Raw genomic sequence first — 17,977 nt, 5'->3', positions numbered from 1 at the left:
GACGAACCGACAGCAACAAGACCAGAACTGCGAAGCGCGTCTTCGCAAAGGAAGAAGTCATGCCTGAAACCCGGCAAGAAAAACTGGCGCGGATCGAAAGCGATGGGGCTTTCGACGTGATCGTCGTGGGCGGCGGGATCAACGGGATCGGCGTCTTTCACGATCTGGCGCATCAGGGGCTGCGGGTTTTGCTGGTGGAAATGAACGACTTTTGTTCCGGCTGTTCGGCAGCCCCGTCGCGGATGATCCACGGCGGTCTGCGGTATCTAGAGAATGGCGAGATTGCCTTGGTGCGGGAAAGCCTAGCCGAACGTGACCGCCTGCTGCGCAATGCACCGCATTTCGTGCGACCCTTGCCCACCGTCATTCCGATTGAACGCTGGGTATCGGGCCTGGCGAATGCGGCACTGGGGTTTCTGGGCTTTACCGGGCGGCCCAAACCGCGCGGGGCTTTGCCGATCAAGCTGGGGCTGGCGCTTTATGACCGGATCACCGGGCGCAAGCGGTTGCTGCCGCGCCACCGTTTCCGCGGGCAGGCGGCGACGCGGGCGATGTGGCCCGCGTTTGGGCCAAGAGTGCGCTGTTCGGCCAGCTACCACGACGCCTGGATTTCGCATCCCGAACGACTGGGGATCGAACTGATCGGTGACGCCACAGCCGCGAACCCGCAGGCCATCGCGCTGAATTATGCGCGACTGGCGCAGGATGATGGTCTCGTTCTCACCGATACGGCGACGGGCCGGACCTTCACGGTCAGCGCCCGGATCATCGTGAATGCCACAGGCGCTTGGATTGATGAATCTGCAGCGGCCTTGGGCGCGCGCCTAGGGGAAAGGCTGGTCTCGGGCACCAAGGGCTCCCATCTGATCCTCGAAAACCCGGCGCTTCTGGCGGCTTTGAACGGCCATATGGTCTATTACGAACATTCCGATGGTCGGGTCTGCATCGTCTTTCCCTATCTGGGCCGGGTTCTGGCGGGTTCCACCGATCTGCGGGTGGACAAGGCCAGCCGCACCGCCTGTTCACCCGAGGAGCGGGACTACATCCTGACCAGCCTTGCAGGCCTGTTCCCCCAAGTGACCATCACGCTGGATCAGATCGTTTACAGCTATGCGGGCATCCGCCCCCTGCCCTTCAGCAAGGCCGATTTTACCGGGCGCATGTCGCGCGGCCATGCCGTGCGCCGCTTGGCGGGGAATGTGCCCCAAATTGGCATGGTGGGCGGTAAATGGACGACCTACCGCGCCTTTGCCGAGGAGACCGCGGATTTGGTCTTGCAGGATTTGGGCCTGACCAGGCGGCAAAGCACGCGCGATCTGGCGATTGGCGGCGGGCGGGGCTTTTCCGATGCGTTTGCAAAGGGGCTGAACCTTCCCGCCCCACGGCAGGCCCATCTTGTTGACCTTTACGGCGCGTTGGCCCCCAAGGTCGCCGCCTTCTGCGCCGCTGTCCCGGATCAAGCCCTTCCGGGCGTTGTGATGACCAAAGGCGAAGTGCTTTGGTTCATCCGCCACGAACAGGCGCTGCATCTGGCCGATGTCCTGCAAAGGCGCAGCCCCTTGGCAATCCGGGGGGAATTGTCCCTGCCCCTGATCGACGCCACCGTCCGCGTCATGGCCCAAGAACTGGGCTGGACGAATGCCCAAACCCAAACCGAAATCACCCGCTTCCTCAGCGATCTTGAAACCTATCACGGGGTCCGTCTGGCCCCGCCCAAAGGAGTTGCGCCATGAAAATCACCCCAAAGGTTCGCATGAACCGCCTGTTCCGCAACGGGGGCTGCCTGGACGTGGCCGTCGATCATGGTGTCTGCAACGAACCCAGCTTTCTGAACGGGCTAGAGGACATGGGCCATGTCGTCGAAATGCTGGTCAAGGCAGGGCCGGATGCCATTCAGATGAGCCTCGGTCAGGCAGACCTGCTGCAAGCCCGCCCCGAACGCGACAAACCGGCGCTGGTCATGCGGCTCGATATGGGCAATCCCTACAATGCCACCAAGCACCGCGTGATGTGGGCCGAATTGCAAAACGCCGCCGATCCGGTGCTGGCCGCCGTCGAAATGGATGCGGCCTGTGTGGTGGTGAACCTGTTTATGCTGCCGGATGAACCGGACCTCTTTCGCCAATGCGTGCAAAACATCGCCCGCGTCCGCGCCGATTGTTCGCGCTACGGCATGCCCCTGATGATCGAACCGCTGGTGATGCTGCCGAATGATGTGCGGGGGGGGTATCAGGTCGATGGCGACGCCGAAAAGATCGTGACGCTGGTGCGCGTGGCGATGGAAATGGGGGCGGATATCATCAAGGCCGATCCGACGACGAACCCCGAGGATTTCCATCGGGTGATCGAGGCGGCACGTGTGCCCGTTCTGGCGCGGGGTGGCGGTAAGGAAGACCTGCGCATCGTGCTGGAAAAGTCGGCGGCGCTGGTGGCGCAGGGGGCCAAGGGCCTCGTCTATGGCCGCAACATCTATCAGCACGCCAACCCAAAGGCGGTGGTGGCGGCGCTGATGGCGATCATCCATGATGGGGCCGACGGGGCGGCGGCTTGGGAGATCTATAACCGTGGAGCATGATCTGCTGCTGGGCATCGACATCGGCAACACCGTGGTCAAGGCGGTGCTGTTCGATCAGGCGGGCCGCCAGATCGCGCGGCATGGCGTTGACGGCGTGACACTGAAACCCGCGCCCGGGATGGTGGAACGGCCCGTGGCCGAATTGTGGGCCAATGCGCGGGCGGCGATTGCGGGCTGTCTGGACAAGGCGGGGGCTGATCCGGGCCAGATTGCCGCGATCGGGTTGGCTGGGCATGGCAACGGGCTTTACCTGCTGGACAAGGCGGGGCAACCGCTGCTGGGCATCCAGTCGCTCGACACGCGGGCGGCGGGTTTGGCGACAGAGCTGGATGAACGCGCGGGCGCGGCGCTGCACGACATCTGCTTGCAACGCCCTTGGCCATCGCAAACGCCCGTTCTGCTGGCTTGGCTCAAGACGCATCGCCCCGAGATTTATGCCCAGGCGGGGACGCTATGCTTTGCCAAGGACATCGTCAGTTGGCAGTTGACCGGAGTGCGGTCCAGCGACGTATCCGATATGTCCGGCGCGGGAATGTTGCACCTGCCCGAGGCGCGCTATGACGCAGATCTGATGGCGCTTTATGGGTTGGCCGAGGCGATGCCCCTGCTGCCCCCACTTTTGCAACCCACCGATACCGTGGGCCATGTGACCCAAGACGCGGCACAGACGACGGGTCTGCGCGTGGGCACGCCCGTTGTCGCGGGCTTTTTTGACGTGGTCGCCTCGGCCTTGGGTTCGGGCGTTGTTCAACCGGGACAAGCCTCGGTCGTCTTGGGCAGTTGGTCGGTCAACCAGGTCTTTGCCAAGGCCCCGCTGCGCGATCCGCGCCTGTTCATGGTCACCGCCTTTGGGCCGGAACGCTTTGCCAATATGGACAACAGCGCCACATCGGCCGCCAATCTGGAATGGTATGTGCGGACTCTGATCGAACGCGGGGGCCATCACGATGATCCGTTCGCGCAGGTGAATGCGCTGGTCGGTCAGGCCCCCGTGGCGGCGGATGATCCACTGTTCCACCCCTTTCTTTATGGCAGTCGCCAAGGCGCGCATCGGCGCGGGAATTTCTTTGGCCTCGCAGGCTGGCATGACGAGGGCTACCTTTTGCGCGCTCTTTATGAAGGCGTCGCCTTTGAACACCGCCGTCATCTGGCCGTGCTGCGCGCGGCGGGGGCGGAAATCAGCACCGTGGTTCTGTCAGGGGGCGGCACCCGCTCATCCTATTGGCCGCAGATGATGGCCGATGTTCTGGGCCTTTCCGTCACCCTTGGGCAGGCCGAAGAAACCGGGGCCCTGGGCGGCGCGATGGCCGCCGCCGTGGGGGCCGGACTTTACCCTGATCTGGAAAACGCAGTCGCCGCAATGACGCAGACCCGCGCCAGCCTTTCGCCCGATCCAGAACGCCAAGCCCTGCATGATCGCCGCTATGCGCTTTGGACGCACCTGACCACGGCCATGGAGCCGCTTTGGTCTAACCTTGCCGCCATGGGGCAGCCATGAAAAACGAAGGCCAATACGATTACATCATCATCGGCGGGGGCACGGCAGGTTGCGTTCTGGCCAACCGCCTGTCCGCCAACCCCAAAACCCGTGTCCTGCTGATCGAGGCGGGCGGGTCGGACCGCTATCATTGGGTCAAGATCCCCGTGGGCTATCTGTATTGCATCGGCAATCCGCGCACCGACTGGATGATGAAAACCGCGCCCGAGGCGGGCCTGAACGGGCGCAGCCTGACCTATCCGCGCGGCAAGGTTCTGGGCGGCTGTTCGTCGATCAACGGCATGATCTATATGCGCGGTCAGGCTGCCGATTATGACGGCTGGCGGCAGTTGGGCAATGTCGGCTGGGGCTGGGACGATGTGCTGCCCTATTTTTTGCGGTCCGAAGACCATTGGAACGGGGCCAATGAAATGCACGGATCAGGCGGCGAATGGCGGGTGCAGCGTCAACGCCTGCAATGGGACATTCTGAAAGCGGTGCAGGCGGGGGCCGCCGAATTCGGCATCCAGCCCCGCGCTGATTTCAACGATGGCGACAATGAAGGCTCGGGTTTTTTTGAGGTGAACCAATCGGGCGGCATCCGCTGGAACACCACCCGCGGCTTTCTGCGCCCCGCCCTGCGGCGCGGCAATCTGCGGGTTGTGACAAAGGCCTTGGTGACGCGCATCCGCTGCGAAGGGCGGCGGGCGGTGGGGGTGGAATGGTTGTTCGGCAACCAGCCGCATTCCGCCACAGCGGGGGCCGAGGTGATCTTGGCCGCAGGGGCCATCAACAGCCCAAAACTGCTGGAATTGTCGGGGATTGGTCAAGGCGCCCGGCTCGCAGATCTGGGCATTCCCGTTGTCCATGATCTGCCGGGCGTGGGCGAAAACCTGCAAGACCATTTGCAGATCAGGACCGTCTTCAAGATCAGTGGCGCAAAGACCCTGAACGACATGGCAGGCAACCTGATGGGCAAGGCGCGCATCGCGCTGCACTATGGTCTCACCCGCAGCGGCCCCATGTCCATGGCCCCCAGTCAGTTTGGCATCTTCACCAAATCAGACCCATCCAAGGCCACGCCAGACCTTGAATACCATGTCCAACCCCTGTCCACCGACCGGCTCGGCGACCCGCTGCATCCCTTTTCCGCCATCACCGTTTCCGTCTGCAACCTGCGGCCCACATCCCTTGGCCACGTCCATGCCACAACCCCGCGCCCCGAGGTTCAGCCCGACATCCGCCTGAACTACCTGTCCACCGAGGAAGACCGCCGCATCGCCGTCACCTCCATTCGCCAAGCGCGCCAGATTATGACGGCCAAGGCCTTGGCCCCCTATCAGCCGCAGGAATTCCTGCCCGGCCCCGGCTTTCAGACCGATGCCGCTCTGGCGCAAAAGGCGGGCGACATCGCCACCACGATCTTTCACCCGGTCGGCACCTGCAAGATGGGCCATGATCCGATGGCCGTCGTGGACCCGACCCTCAAAGTCCACGGCATGCAAAGCCTGCGCATCGTCGATGCCTCCATTATGCCGCGCATCGTGTCGGGTAACACCGCCTCGCCGGTCGTGATGATCGCCGAGAAAGCCGCGGGAATGATCCTTGGTTCGACCTGATCAAACCGATAGCCAGATGCAAGACTGCCCCGCGCCCCCAGCGCCCATCATGCCACGGCCCGGCTTCTCTTGGGGCCCGCACAACCGCCGACGCAGGCCACCCGCAGCCCCTCTTCAGCGGCCCTCAGCACAACAGCGCGCCATGCGCCCGAAATTAGGCCGCATGCATCCGCGCATAGCGCCCCGCCCTGTCGCGCAACTCGCTGTCGGTCCCGCTTTCCACAATCTCCCCCTGATCCATCACCACAATCACGTCCGCATCCCGGATCGTGCCCAAACGATGGGCAATGACCAAGGTCGTTCGCCCCTGCGCCAGCCGGTCAAGCGCAGCCTGAATTTCACGTTCCGTTTCCGTGTCCAAGGCGCTCGTCGCTTCGTCCAGAATCAGGATTGGCGGGTTTTTCAGAAAAACCCGTGCAATCGCCACCCTTTGCTTTTGTCCCCCCGACAACATCACCCCCCGTTCACCCACAACGGTATCCAATCCATGCGGCAGGCTATCCAGCAGCGCCTCCAACTGCGCCAGACGCGCCGCTTCAACAATCTCGGCCTCGCTCGCCCCCAGACGCCCATAGGCGATGTTTTCCCGCAAAGTGCCACTGAACAGAAAGACATCTTGACTGACAATACCAATCTGGGCCCGCAGACTGGCCAGGGTCAGGCTTTCCACCGCCAGCCCATCAATCCAGATGCCCCCCGCCGTCGGCTCATAAAACCGCGGCAAAAGCGCCAACAGGCTGGTCTTCCCCGCCCCCGATGCCCCCACAAAGGCCACCGTTTGGCCCGGTTCAATCGTCAGGTTGATGGCCTTCACCACCGGCCGCGCCGGATCATAGCCAAAACTGACCCCTTCAAACCGGATCGCCCCGCGCAACCTCGGCGCGGGCCTTGCCTGGGCGCTGTCCATCACGTCCGGCGCCGTCGCCAAAAGCTCCAGATAGCGACGGAACCCAGCGATGCCCTTGGGATAGGTTTCAATGACCGAGGCGATTTTCTCCAACGGGCGGAAAAAGACATTCACAAGCAGCAAGAACGCCACAAAGCCCCCTGCCGATAGCGAACCGTCCAGAACAAAGGCCGCACCGGCCACCATCACCAACACTTGGATGCCCCGCATCCCCATATAGTTCAGTGCATTGGTCAGCGACATCAGCTTATAGGCCGCCAATTTCGTCGCACGGTAACGCGCATTGTCCCCTGCAAACAGCGCCCGCTCATGGTCCTCATTGCCAAAGGCCTGCACCACCCGGATGCCACCCACATTTTCTTCAAGCCGCACGTTGAAATTGGCGACCCCATCATAAATCGCCCGCCAGGTCGCTGTCATCCGCCCACCGAAATACATCACCAACAAGGCCGACAATGGCACTGTCACAACCGTGATCAGCGCCAGTTGCGGATGCACAAACCACATCATCGCAAAGGCCCCGACAAAGGTCATCACCGCAATCAGCAGGTCTTCCGGACCGTGATGGGCGACTTCGCCAATGTCTTCCAGATCGCGTGTCACGCGCGCCACCAAGCGACCGGAATGTTGACGATCAAAATAGCCCCACGACAGCCTTTGCAAATGGTCAAAGGCCTTCCGTCGCATTTCGGTTTCGATGTTGATGCCCAGCATGTGACCCCAATAGATCACGATCGCCATCAGCCCCGCATTGAACAGATAGACCAGGCAAAGCCCGACGGCGGCGGCAACAGTCAGCCCCCAGTTCCCCTGCGGCAAAAGCCAGTCGATGTAACCGCGCACGGCAAGGGGAAACGCCAGTTCCAACAGGCCCGACAAAATCGCGCAACCCAGATCCAGCCAGAAAAGACCCAGCCAAGGGCGGTAATAGGCGGCGAACTGGCGGATCATGGCGGGCTTTCGCTTGCGAAAATTCAGGCGTCCAGTCCTGACGAAAAAGGCGGGCAAGTTCAACCTGCCCGCCCGAATTTAGGCGTGATCAGAAGGAATGCGTCAGGCTGATCGAAGCGGTCCGACCTTCGCCGTAAAAGCAGGAAAACGCGGTCTGGCAGGAGGAGACATAGGTTTTGTCGGTGACATTCGACACCGCCAGATTGGCTTTCCAGTTCTGTCCGAATTCATAGCTTGCCCCCACGTCGAACAGGGTCACACCCGGCACTTTCTGGGTGTTCGCATTGTCGGCCCAAGACGAACCCGTCCAGCGCGCCCCGCCTGTCAGCGTCAGCCCCTTCATGCTTTCGGGGGACCATTCCACCTTGATCGAGGCCATTTCTTGCGCGGTCGCATAGGGGGTTTTGCCGATCAGGGTCGCATCGACATCATCCGTGACCTGCACATCCATCGAGGTCAGCGCACCAGACACGATCAGCCCCTTGGCAATCTCGCCCCGGCCTTCCAATTCGATCCCGCGCGAACGCACCGCGCCGATTTGATAGTAATCATAGCCCGCACCGTTCCAGACCGATTGCGAGATGTTCTTGCGGTTGATCTCAAACACCGCCAGTGTCAGCAAGGTGCTGTCATTGGGGGACCATTTCAGACCTGCCTCGATCTGTTCCCCCGTTTCCGGGCTGATGTCATTGCCGTTCACGTCATTGACGATCTGCGGATTGAAATAGGTGCCCGCCGTCAGATAGGGCGTCCAACCGCCGGGCAGGGTTTTCGCAATACCCGCGCGCCAGCTTAGTTCTGTCTCATGGCTCGACAGACCCTCGGCACCCGTCGCCGCGTTCACTCCGGTCGAAGTATCGACATAGTCAAGCCGCCCGTTCAGCGTGGCAATCCAGCCATCGCCCCAACGGATCTGATCTTGCACATAAAGCCCCGCCTGTTTCTGGGTCAGGCCTTGGTCGATATAGGGCGTCGTCGCCGGTTGCACCGCGCCATAGTTCGGGTCCGTCACCGAAAGACCCGTCGCGGCAGCGGGGAAGGCAACCGAGGCCTGAACCTGATCCATGTGGAAATATTTCAGATCCACCCCGACCATGAAGCGATGTTCCGCCCCGCCCGTGTTAAAAGTGGTTTCGCCGCGCGTATCCGAAAGGATGCTGTCGGTTTGGGTCTGATGCTGAAAGAAAATCCGCGAAAGCGTGTTGTCGGCATCGGTGGGGGTCGGCGAAAAGCCGGCATAGCCATAGGCATAGACCGAGCTTTCATCGACATCGGCCCAGGACAGGCGGGTGGTGTTTGACACTTTCCATGCGCCAATGCCTTTTTCCCAGATCAGCGTCGCCATCGCCTGATCGCGTTTATACCAGTCCTCGGCGGCCTCGCCTGTGTTGAACTCGCGGTCGATCTTGCCAAAGGGGGCGTCCTCAACCGTGCCGACATAGGGCAGCCAAGCGCCGCCGACATGGTCTTCGCGCATGTTGGTGTAGTTGAACAGCAGGGTGACGTCCGAGCCGTCCTGCAGGGTGGTCGAGAAACCCGCGCCCACAACGCCTGTCAGCCCAGCGTCAAAGGCGCCATGGCCATCAACACGCTGAACCTTGCCGGTAAAACGATAGGCGCTTCCGCCCGAGGTCACACTGTTCTGATCATAGGAAAGCCAAGCGCGGCCCTGTTCATCGACACCCACTTCGACCGTCTTGCCCACCACGCCTGTCGGGCGCTTGGTGACATAGTTCAGCAAACCGCCGGGGTTCGATCCGCCATAAAGCACCGAAGCGGGGCCTTTCAGAACCTCGATCCGTTCGACCAACAAAGGATCGACATAAAATCCGCCAAAGCCGTAAGAGAAATTTTGAAGCCCGTCTTGATAGACCCCCGTCGCGGTGGCCGCAAAGCCCCGGATAAAAGCCCAGTTGGTGTCGCTGTCAAAACCGTAAGGCTGGCCGACGACACCCGCCACATAGGCGAGCGCACCGTCCAATTTTGCGGCGTTGGTGGCCGCCAAGGTCGCGGCGGGAACAACCGACACCGATTGTGGCACTTCGCTGATCGGCGTGGCGGACTTGAGGCCGGTCAAGGTCGCCGTATCCGCTGTTGTCACCGGACCCGTGGCCGAGCCTCCCCCCGTCACGGTTATGGTCTCCAGATCGGTCTCTTGTGCCCAGGCAAGGCTTGGCAAAGTCAAGGCGATCATCGCGGTTTGGCCCAGCAGACGGGCAAGAATGGGGAAACGGGTCATGGCAGCAGTCCTGAAACGGGGCGCGTCGTGCGCAGAATTTCCGAGTCTTTATATCAGATTAAACGCGTGCTCTTGCACTATCCCGCCCTCAATTGGACAAAGGCCGCTTTCATCCCGCAGCATGGGCACGCCGCCAAGCGGCGGGCGTGGTGCCCGTGACCCCGCGAAAAGCGCGTGTCATATGGGCCTGATCCGCAAAGCCAGTGGCGGCGGCAATTTCCGCCAGACCATGATCTTGCCCACCCAGCAAGGCTTTGGCAGCGTCGATCCGCAGGGATTGCTGCCAATTGTGCGGCGTCTCGCCGCGCCCCTGTTTAAAGGCGCGCGCAAACCAGCTTTCGGAAAGACCAATCTGGGCCGCCAGTTCCGCGACTGAAACGCGCCGGTGCAGGTTCGCCTGCATGAAATCCGTGATCCGCCGCATTTGCCATCCGCTCAGCCCGCCGCGAACAGCCCCCGTATTGCCTCTGGCCTCCCCCAAAGGCAGAACGCCGCCCAGAATAGCCAGAATAAGCCCCTCGGCAAACAGGTCATGCTGGCTTGGGCTTGCAACCTCCCCCGCCAAAAGCCGCGCGATGTCAAGGATTGGGCCCGAATCATCCGCCATCACCGGGCGGGCCAGGGCCTGCTCGGCGGCTGTCGGATGAAAACGGCCCGCCAAGCGGCGCAGCAGGGCGGCGCCGTCAAAATGCAAATCCAGATGCTGAAACCGACGGCTTTCCACAATGCGCGACCAAAGCGGCATCCCAGCAGGGACAAAGCTGACCCGACCCGACGTCAAAACGCCGCCCCCTGCCGCCTTGTCCGAAAGGCGCACCGCACTGGCCCCCTCATCCAGAAAGATGACAATGCGTGGGTCGGGCGACACATAATGCCCTCCGCCGCCCACCACACCTTCGGCGCACCAAAGATCGGCGACAACCCCATCCCAAGCCCGCCAACGCAAAGCGTCGGTGGCACGAATGCCTTCGGTAAAGGCGGTCATCCGGGGACGAAAGGTCATACGCAGCACCAGCAAAAGGGGGATAGGCTGACCCTTGGCCGTCAACGGCGGGCTGGCAAGGCCCCTAAATCCATTGCCCCAGCCGCAGAGTCAACCGTCCTGCCAATAGCTTTGTGCCCAGAATTCCGCTTTGCTCAATCCTTTGGCGGCCAAAATCTGCCGCGCGGCAACCGTCAGGCGTGACCCCGCAGCAAAAAACACAAAGCGGTTCTCGCGGGGGATCTGGGTTTGCGCGACGATGTCCGTTAAATCGCCGCCCGCACGACGATGCAGCCAACGAATCTTGATCCCCGCCGGATGGCGCAAGACCTGCTCATCTTCTGGCAAGGGCACCAGAATCACCGCCTCGCCCACCGCATCAACGGGCAAGGCCCCCAGAATACGGGCAATCGCGGGAAGCGCGGTTTCATCGCCAAACAGGCCGAACCACGGCGTGGGCAGACCCGACCCTTCCGGCACATCCCCGCCCGATGGCCCCATCAGGCCCACAGCCTCGCCCCCTTGCAAACCCTCTGACCACTCGGTCACGCGCCCACCCTTATGCAGGAAAACATCCACACTGATCCGCGTTGTCCCTGCCCCGCTTTCAAGACTGCGCACCGTATAGACCGGCCGATGCCAAACCCCCGCCCCACCCGGCCAAAGGGTCAAACCTCTTTCATCGACCCAAGGCCAGCCCTCACCCTTTGGTCCCAGCAACAGCCTGAAATGCAGCCCCTTGCCCAGCAAGGCCGACAAATCCGCCCCTTCCAACCAAAGCCTGCGGAACGAGGGGCTGACTTGCTCCACCTTTTCCACCCGCGCCAGACAAAAATTTGCCGGCTTGCCCCGGCTGTGCCGCTCCTGCCAAATCGGGCTGACACCCGCCTCACTCGCCGTATCGCTGATATAATCACGCAGGAATTGAAGCGAGGCCGCATCAGGTGATGTCAGAACCAAAGCAGAATGATCCTCCTGCACCTTGGCCAGCACCGTGCCGATACCAAAGGTCAGATGCAGGCTCCCGTCCGGATCCATCCGGCCCCGGTCCTCAAAAATCGGGGCGTTGATCAGCCAGGTCTTCAACTGATCAAAGGGCAGTTCCAGTCGGGCATGCGCAAGCACAGACATCGGCGTTTCCTTATTCAGCGTCACAACGGACAGACCATCGGCGTGCCGGACACAGGATCCGGCAGAACACGGGCTGCAAGGGCAAAGGCCTCCAGCAAATGGGTTTCGGTGATCACCGCATCAGGCGCGCCAGCGGCAACAAGGCCCCTTGGACCCAGCAGGATCAGATGGTCCGAAAAGCGGGCGGCAAGGTTCAGATCATGCAGCACCGAAATGACCGTCGTCCCATTGTCACGGTTCAGGCGGCGCAGCAGGCCAAGGATTTCCATCTGATGCGGCAGGTCCAGCCAAGTGGTTGGTTCATCCAGCAACAGCACGGGCGTGGCTTGGGCCAGAACCAAAGCGATCCAAGCCCGCTGCCGCTGCCCGCCGGACAGGGATTCAAGCGGTTCCTGCGCCAGATCGGTCAAGCCCACGGCCGCCAAGGCCTGATCGCAGACCTGCGCATGCGCGGCATTCCAAGGCTCCAACAGACCCCGCCAAGGCGCACGGCCGCGGCGGACAAGATCCGCCACAAGAATGCCGGGCGGAACAAGGGGCGCTTGCGGCAAGATTGCCAGCCGACGCGCCAAGGTTTTGGGGGCCATCCGCGCCATATCCTGGCCTTCCAGCAGAATGTGCCCGGCTTGCAAGGGGATCAACCGCGCCATCGCATGCAGCAGCGTCGATTTTCCGCAACCATTCGGGCCAAGGATCGCCGTAACCTTGCCTGCGGGCAGGTCCATATCCAGCCCGTCGATCACCCGGCGCGCGCCATAGCCAAGGCCAAGGCCTTGGGCTTGCAGGGCTGAACTTGTCATGACTCGACCTTTCCAAACGCACGGGTCAGCAACCACATCAACCAAGGCGCGCCCAAAAGGCCGGTCATCACGCCCACAGGCAATTGCACGCCCTGCCAAAGGCTGCGCGATAAAAGGTCGGCCCCGGTCAGGATCAACGCCCCCGCCCCCGCAGCGGCCAGCAGACGCGCCGCGGGCTGGCGTGCCCCCGTCAGGCCAATCCCCAGCGGCCCCGCCATCAGCGCGACAAAAGGCACAGGCCCCGCCACCGCCACAGCCCCCGCAGCCAAAAGAACCGCCGTCGCCAGCAACTTGCGCTTTGCGGCCTCAACGCTCAGGCCAAGCCCCTGCGCGAGCACCGGGCCGAGCTCCAGACAGGCCAAGGCCCGCAATTGCACAGCCAGCAATAACCCCAGCACTCCCGCAATCACCGTGATTTGCGCGGCATGGTTCCAACTGCGCGCCGCCAGCGATCCAATGATCCAGCGCCGGGCCTCGCTGGCTTCGGCATCGGTCAGCGTCAACAGAAAAAAGGTCGCAAGGCCCGAGGCGGTAAATCCAATCCCAAGGCCGACTAGGATCATCACCAGCGCCGGCTCGCTGCGCCCCGGTTGCCAGCTGATCAACCCCACCAACAGCGCGGCCAAAAGTCCCCCCAGCGCAGCGATCAAGGCCATCGGCAGCATCAGACCAAAGGCCAGGGCCAGAATGACGGCAAGCCCTGCCCCCGCGTTGAAGCCCATCACGTCGGGGGCCGCCAAAGGATTGCGCAACAACATCTGAAACACGGCGCCGGAAAGGCCAAACGCGGCACCCGCCGCCATGGCCGTCGCCACCCGCGGCCCGCGCAAGACCCGCAGGGTCAGCGCGCCGGGGCCTTCACCGGTGGTCAAGCCCTGCCAAAGGTCGGCCAGCGAAAGACGAACCTCGCCCAACAACAGCGACAGGAAGGCGATAAGGGCCAACAACAGGATCAGCGTCGAAAAACCTTTCACCGCACCTCCCCCAGCCGCAGGGATCGGGCGATCCAGACAAAGACCGGGCCGCCCAGAATCGCGGTCATGACGCCCACCCTCACCTCGGCGGGGGCAAGGATCATCCGGCCCAAAGCATCCGCAAACAAAAGGACTGAGGCGCCGATAAAGGGGGCGGCCAGCAATTCATGGCGCAGGTTTCGCCCAGCCAGGCGACGGGCCAAGGGCGGCACGATCAGGCCCAGAAAGGCAATCGGTCCGGCAATGGCGACGGCGGATCCGGTCAACAGTGTGATCGCCAAAAGCGCCGCACCTTGCACCTTCAGCGGGCTTGTGCCCAACCCCCTTGCCAGACCGCGACCAAGGGCCAGCGTCTCCAGCAAAGGTGCGATCCACAGCGCCAGCCACCACCCCACAAGGGATACCCCAGCCAGCGCCAGCAGCGGCTTTTGCAGGCCCAGCGCCAGCGTGCCGGCGATCCAGAATCGAAAAACCTCCAAAGCATCACCCCGCAGCAGGATCAGCCCGTTGACCAGCGACAGCAGCAAGGCCGACATCGCCAGCCCGGCGAGGGTCAGGCGGATCGGCCCCGGCTCACCGGAAAGCCCCCCGCCCAGCAGAAAGACCGCCATGGCGGCCAAGGCCGCCCCCGGAAAGGCCAGCGCCGCCAAGATGCCTGCATCCGATTGGCCCAGATAAAGCGCACCCAGGACCACGGCAAACGCCGCGCCCGCGTCGACCCCCAACAGCCCAGGATCGGCCAAGGGATTGCGGGTCAAGGCCTGCATGACACTGCCCGCGACCCCCAAGGCCCCCCCGGCAATCAGCCCCGCCGCCAGACGGGGCAGCCGGATTTCGGCCAGAACCACTTGCAGCGGATCATTCGGGTCATAGCCGCCCATCGCGCCCCGCACCGCCTGCCACGACAGGCCCTGAACGCCGACCCCAAGGGTCAGCGCCACGGCCAGCAGAAACAGCAAAAGGATCAGACCCAGTTTCACAGCCATGCGCCTAGGGGGCCAGCCCTGCGGCGACCGAGGATGCGACCGGTGTGGCCGGGTCACCATCCGCCGCCGCGGCAATGTCCGCCTCGATCCGGTCCAGCGCCCAAGGCAAGGACAGCACACTGCCAAAGGACAGGGCCGAGGAAACATCACCCGCCGCGAAAACCTCACCGCCTTGCCGATGCACCCCAAGCAGGCGGCGCATCGGCAGGGCGGCCAGATCTTTGTCGGTGTCGCTGGTCGAGATCCAGACCAGAACATCGGCCTCAAGCCCCGAAAGGTCTTCGGGCGACAGCGGCATATAGAAATCGGTGTTTGGTTGTGCAGTCACAACCGGCGACAGGGCAAAGCCCAAATCGGTCAGAAAGCGCGAACGCCCGTCGCTGGTCAGGTAAAGCCCCGCCTCACCGTTAAAATGATAGGCGGCAACGGCGGTCTTGCCCTGCCAATCAGGATGCTCGGCACGCACGGCGGCAAAACGAGCCTTCGTGGCCGCGATCAAGGCCTTCGCCGCCTCGTCCTTGCCCGTCGCCCGCCCCATCAACGCCGTCAGCCGATCCCAGCCCATCCCATAGACCGGCGCATCGGCGTCCTGCATCAGAACTGGCGCGATCTGCGACAAAAGGTCATATTCCGCCTGCGCAATCCCCGAACCGATACCAACGATCAGATCCGGCTCCAGCGCGGCCACGGTTTCCACACCGCTTTCCCCGGTCAGCAGCACGGGTTCCTGCCCTTGCAAGCGATCCGCCGCCCAGGGCCAAACCCCAAACGGCGCATCCCCAAACCAATACCGCACCGCCAGGGGCACCACATCCAGCGCCAAAATCGAATCCTGGCTGGTATAACCCAACGAGACGACCCGCCGCGCAGGTTTGTCCAAGGTGATTTCGCCCAAAGCATGCACAAAACGCCGCGGCCAAGGATCATCCGCCGTTTGGGCAAGGGCCCGCCCCAAAGGCAGGCAGGCCATACCCAGCGCCCCTGTCAAAAAGGCGCGACGGCTGCGGATCGGTATCAGTTCATTCGACATGGCAGGCTCTTTCCAAGCAAGCGGCGACCCCGGAACGACCGGGGCCGAGGGTTCGGATGGCGTTGGATGGCTTACCAGCGATGACGCAGGGTGGCTTTCACGGTGCGACCGTCCCCGTAAAAGACACTGCTTTGGTCAAAGCTCAAGCTGGAAACGTAAGAGCGATCGAACAGGTTCGACACATTCACGGCAATTTCGGTCGAATCGTTCAACGGATAGCTCGCCATCGCATCAAAAACCACCGCCGAGCCCAGTTTGACGCTGTTCGCATCATCCGCAAAACGCGATCCCAGCAATCGCCCCCCACCGCCCAGACGCAGACCGGCCAAAGGCCCGTCCCCCGCCAGCGTGTATTCCGCCCAGATAGAGGCCTGCTGCTCCGGCGTCAGCTGCGGGCGGTGGCCCGCATCCGGCCCGCCAACGATTTCCGCATCCCAGAATGACCAGGCAAAGTTCAGGTTCAGCCGGTCATTCACCGCCATACGGCCTTCCAGTTCCGCCCCTTTCACATCAATCTGCCCGATCTGCCAATAGGCCAGATTTTCATACCGCGGCACATTCGTCTGGCTCAGATCGAACAGCGCCAGGCTGATCAGCGAATCCGAGCCTTCGGGCCGGTACTTCGCGCCGATTTCATATTGCCTGCCCTCTTGCGGTTTCGCCGCCGTTCCCAGCAAAGGCACATAACCCGCTGCCAAAGGATCAAAGCTTTCCGAATAGTTGGCGTAAAGCGCCAGATCATCGCTCGCCTTCCAGGTCAGTCCCAGCCGCTTGGTAAAAGCGCTTTGACTGTTCGTCCCACTGCCGCCTTCGACCGCCGTCTTCACCCTGTCATAGCGCCCGCCCAGCGTCAGAATCCAGGCGTCGTCAAAGGTCAGCTCTTCTTGCAGATACAGGCCATGCGACTTTTGGGTCATCTGCGTGTCCGTATAGGGTGCCACCGCTATGCAGCCCAACCCGCAGTAAACTGGATTGTTCGGATCAATCGCCCCCGCAGTGCCGAACTGCGTCACCTCGGACAGATCATCGTCGGTATATTCCAGCCCCACAAGCGTCCGGCTTTCGACATTGCCAAAAATGCTCTCATATTCCAGCTGCGTGTCTACCGCCAAACGGTCGATTTCACCGTTCATCAGATAGGCATAGCGCCCCGTTGGTGAACTGCCGTCCAGATAAACCTGTTCATACAGCATTTCGATGTTCGACTGGCGGGCATTCTGGCGAAAGGTCAGACCATTGCCAAAGTCATGGCTGAATTCATAGCCCACGCCTTTTTCCAACCGATCCATATCGTTGAACGATGGCTCACCGAAAAAGGTATCCAGACCGGCTGTCGAACCCACCGGAATGCTGTTGCCCGTGTTGCCGTCCAGATCATAGTAATTCGCAAGCAACGTCAGCGATGTCGCCTCGGTCGGATTCCAGGACAAGGCCGCCGCTAGGTAAAGCCGATCATCCTCTTGATAGCGATTGGATTGGTCGCTGTTCTGAACCTTGCCGGTAATCCGATAGGTCCACTCCGATTGCGCATCCAAAGGCGCGCCGAAATCGACGCCCACCTCACCGTGATGATCGCCAAACGTCAGATAGGTTTCACCAAAAGCCATCTCTTGCGGACGTTTGGTGATGACGTTGACCAACCCCCCAGGCCCGTTCATGCCGAACAAGGTGGATGTCGATCCTTTCAGGATTTCAATGCGCTGAACCGAATAGGGTTCAATCTTGCCGCCCGTAAAGTTAAAGGTCCGAAGCGGCAACCCATCGCGATAGGTGCCGCTGCTGGTCTGCAAAAAGCCGCGGATCCGGTAATAATCATAGCGGTTGTCGCTGCCATATTCATCGACCGATACGCTCGAGGTATAGGACAACGCCTGCATCAGATTGTCGGGCGCGCGGCTGTCCATTTCGGCCTTGGTCACCACCGAAACCTGCGCAGGAATGTCGATGATTTCGGCGGCGGTCTTGGTGCCGGTGGCCGTATAGCCCGCGACGATCTCGCCCACGTCCCCCAGAACCGAAGCGCCATGAACATAGATCGCTTCAAGGTCGATGATCTCGCCCTCGTCCGCTGTCTGACCCAAAGCGCCCTGGGCAAAAAGCATGGCGGTGCCCGACAGCAACAGCGTCTTCAGGCGAACAAGGAAAGGGCGACCCGCAGCCGGGCCGTGTTGAAGTGATGCCATCGGGCACTCCTGTCTTTGGTTCCGGGGCTGGCTGCACCAAGTGGCGGGGCTGGCATCATGGTTGCTGTTCAAACACCTGACAGCGCCGCACCCAAGGGGCGGGCGGTCTGGCGATCGGCTGAA

At 62.1% G+C, this 17,977-nt stretch carries 13 protein-coding genes; 4 read left to right on the top strand and 9 right to left on the bottom strand.

Annotation, left to right across the window (positions count from 1 at the left end; translation table 11 throughout):
* Positions 1-59: 59 nt before the first annotated feature.
* From IE095_RS12770 to IE095_RS12755, 4 genes are read left to right on the top strand one after another with little or no spacing between them, the layout of a single operon-like run.
* Positions 60-1,733, top strand: coding sequence for a glycerol-3-phosphate dehydrogenase/oxidase (locus tag IE095_RS12770; protein ID WP_189412055.1), 1,674 nt, complete (start codon positions 60-62; stop codon positions 1,731-1,733).
* On the top strand, positions 1,730-2,575 hold the full coding sequence (locus IE095_RS12765; RefSeq protein ID WP_189412054.1) for a class I fructose-bisphosphate aldolase: 846 nt from the start codon (positions 1,730-1,732) through the stop codon (positions 2,573-2,575). The genes IE095_RS12770 and IE095_RS12765 overlap by 4 nt, the downstream gene beginning before the upstream one ends.
* Positions 2,565-4,073 (top strand): FGGY-family carbohydrate kinase, encoded by a 1,509-nt coding sequence (locus IE095_RS12760; protein ID WP_229804768.1) that lies wholly within the window; start codon positions 2,565-2,567, stop codon positions 4,071-4,073. The genes IE095_RS12765 and IE095_RS12760 overlap by 11 nt, the downstream gene beginning before the upstream one ends.
* On the top strand, positions 4,070-5,671 hold the full coding sequence (locus IE095_RS12755; RefSeq protein WP_189412053.1) for a GMC family oxidoreductase: 1,602 nt from the start codon (positions 4,070-4,072) through the stop codon (positions 5,669-5,671). Before IE095_RS12760 ends, IE095_RS12755 begins: the two co-directional genes overlap by 4 nt.
* A 154-nt stretch (positions 5,672-5,825) precedes the next feature.
* Here IE095_RS12755 and IE095_RS12750 read toward each other — a convergent pair whose 3' ends face one another.
* From IE095_RS12750 to IE095_RS12710, 9 genes are all read right to left on the bottom strand, one after another.
* Positions 5,826-7,529: an ABC transporter ATP-binding protein gene (locus IE095_RS12750; protein WP_189412052.1), complete on the bottom strand. Its 1,704-nt coding sequence runs from the start codon at positions 7,527-7,529 to the stop codon at positions 5,826-5,828.
* Between the two features lie 88 nt (positions 7,530-7,617).
* On the bottom strand, positions 7,618-9,768 hold the full coding sequence (locus IE095_RS12745; protein ID WP_189412051.1) for a TonB-dependent siderophore receptor: 2,151 nt from the start codon (positions 9,766-9,768) through the stop codon (positions 7,618-7,620).
* Positions 9,769-9,877: 109 nt separating this feature from the next.
* Positions 9,878-10,771, bottom strand: coding sequence for an AraC family transcriptional regulator (locus tag IE095_RS12740; RefSeq protein ID WP_189412050.1), 894 nt, complete (start codon positions 10,769-10,771; stop codon positions 9,878-9,880).
* Between the two features lie 90 nt (positions 10,772-10,861).
* Positions 10,862-11,881 carry a siderophore-interacting protein gene (locus IE095_RS12735; RefSeq protein WP_189412049.1) on the bottom strand — a complete coding sequence of 340 codons (1,020 nt, stop codon included), beginning with the start codon at positions 11,879-11,881 and terminating at the stop codon, positions 10,862-10,864.
* 20 nt (positions 11,882-11,901) lie between these two features.
* Positions 11,902-12,681: an ABC transporter ATP-binding protein gene (locus IE095_RS12730; protein ID WP_189412048.1), complete on the bottom strand. Its 780-nt coding sequence runs from the start codon at positions 12,679-12,681 to the stop codon at positions 11,902-11,904.
* Positions 12,678-13,655: an iron chelate uptake ABC transporter family permease subunit gene (locus tag IE095_RS12725; protein ID WP_189412047.1), complete on the bottom strand. Its 978-nt coding sequence runs from the start codon at positions 13,653-13,655 to the stop codon at positions 12,678-12,680. Before IE095_RS12725 ends, IE095_RS12730 begins: the two co-directional genes overlap by 4 nt.
* Positions 13,652-14,641, bottom strand: a complete 990-nt coding sequence (locus IE095_RS12720; RefSeq protein ID WP_189412046.1) for a FecCD family ABC transporter permease — start codon at positions 14,639-14,641, stop codon at positions 13,652-13,654. The genes IE095_RS12725 and IE095_RS12720 overlap by 4 nt, the downstream gene beginning before the upstream one ends.
* 4 nt (positions 14,642-14,645) lie before the next feature.
* Positions 14,646-15,671 (bottom strand): ABC transporter substrate-binding protein, encoded by a 1,026-nt coding sequence (locus tag IE095_RS12715; RefSeq protein WP_189412045.1) that lies wholly within the window; start codon positions 15,669-15,671, stop codon positions 14,646-14,648.
* A gap of 71 nt (positions 15,672-15,742) precedes the next feature.
* Entirely contained in the window at positions 15,743-17,854 is a 2,112-nt protein-coding gene (locus IE095_RS12710; protein WP_229804766.1) for a TonB-dependent siderophore receptor, read from the bottom strand.
* Positions 17,855-17,977: the final 123 nt, after the last annotated feature.

Origin of the sequence: Neogemmobacter tilapiae (assembly GCF_014652215.1) — a bacterium.
GTDB classification, from domain to species: domain Bacteria; phylum Pseudomonadota; class Alphaproteobacteria; order Rhodobacterales; family Rhodobacteraceae; genus Neogemmobacter; species Neogemmobacter tilapiae.
Note: the sequence above shows the minus strand (reverse complement) of the source record. Positions and strands in the feature narration are given on the sequence as shown.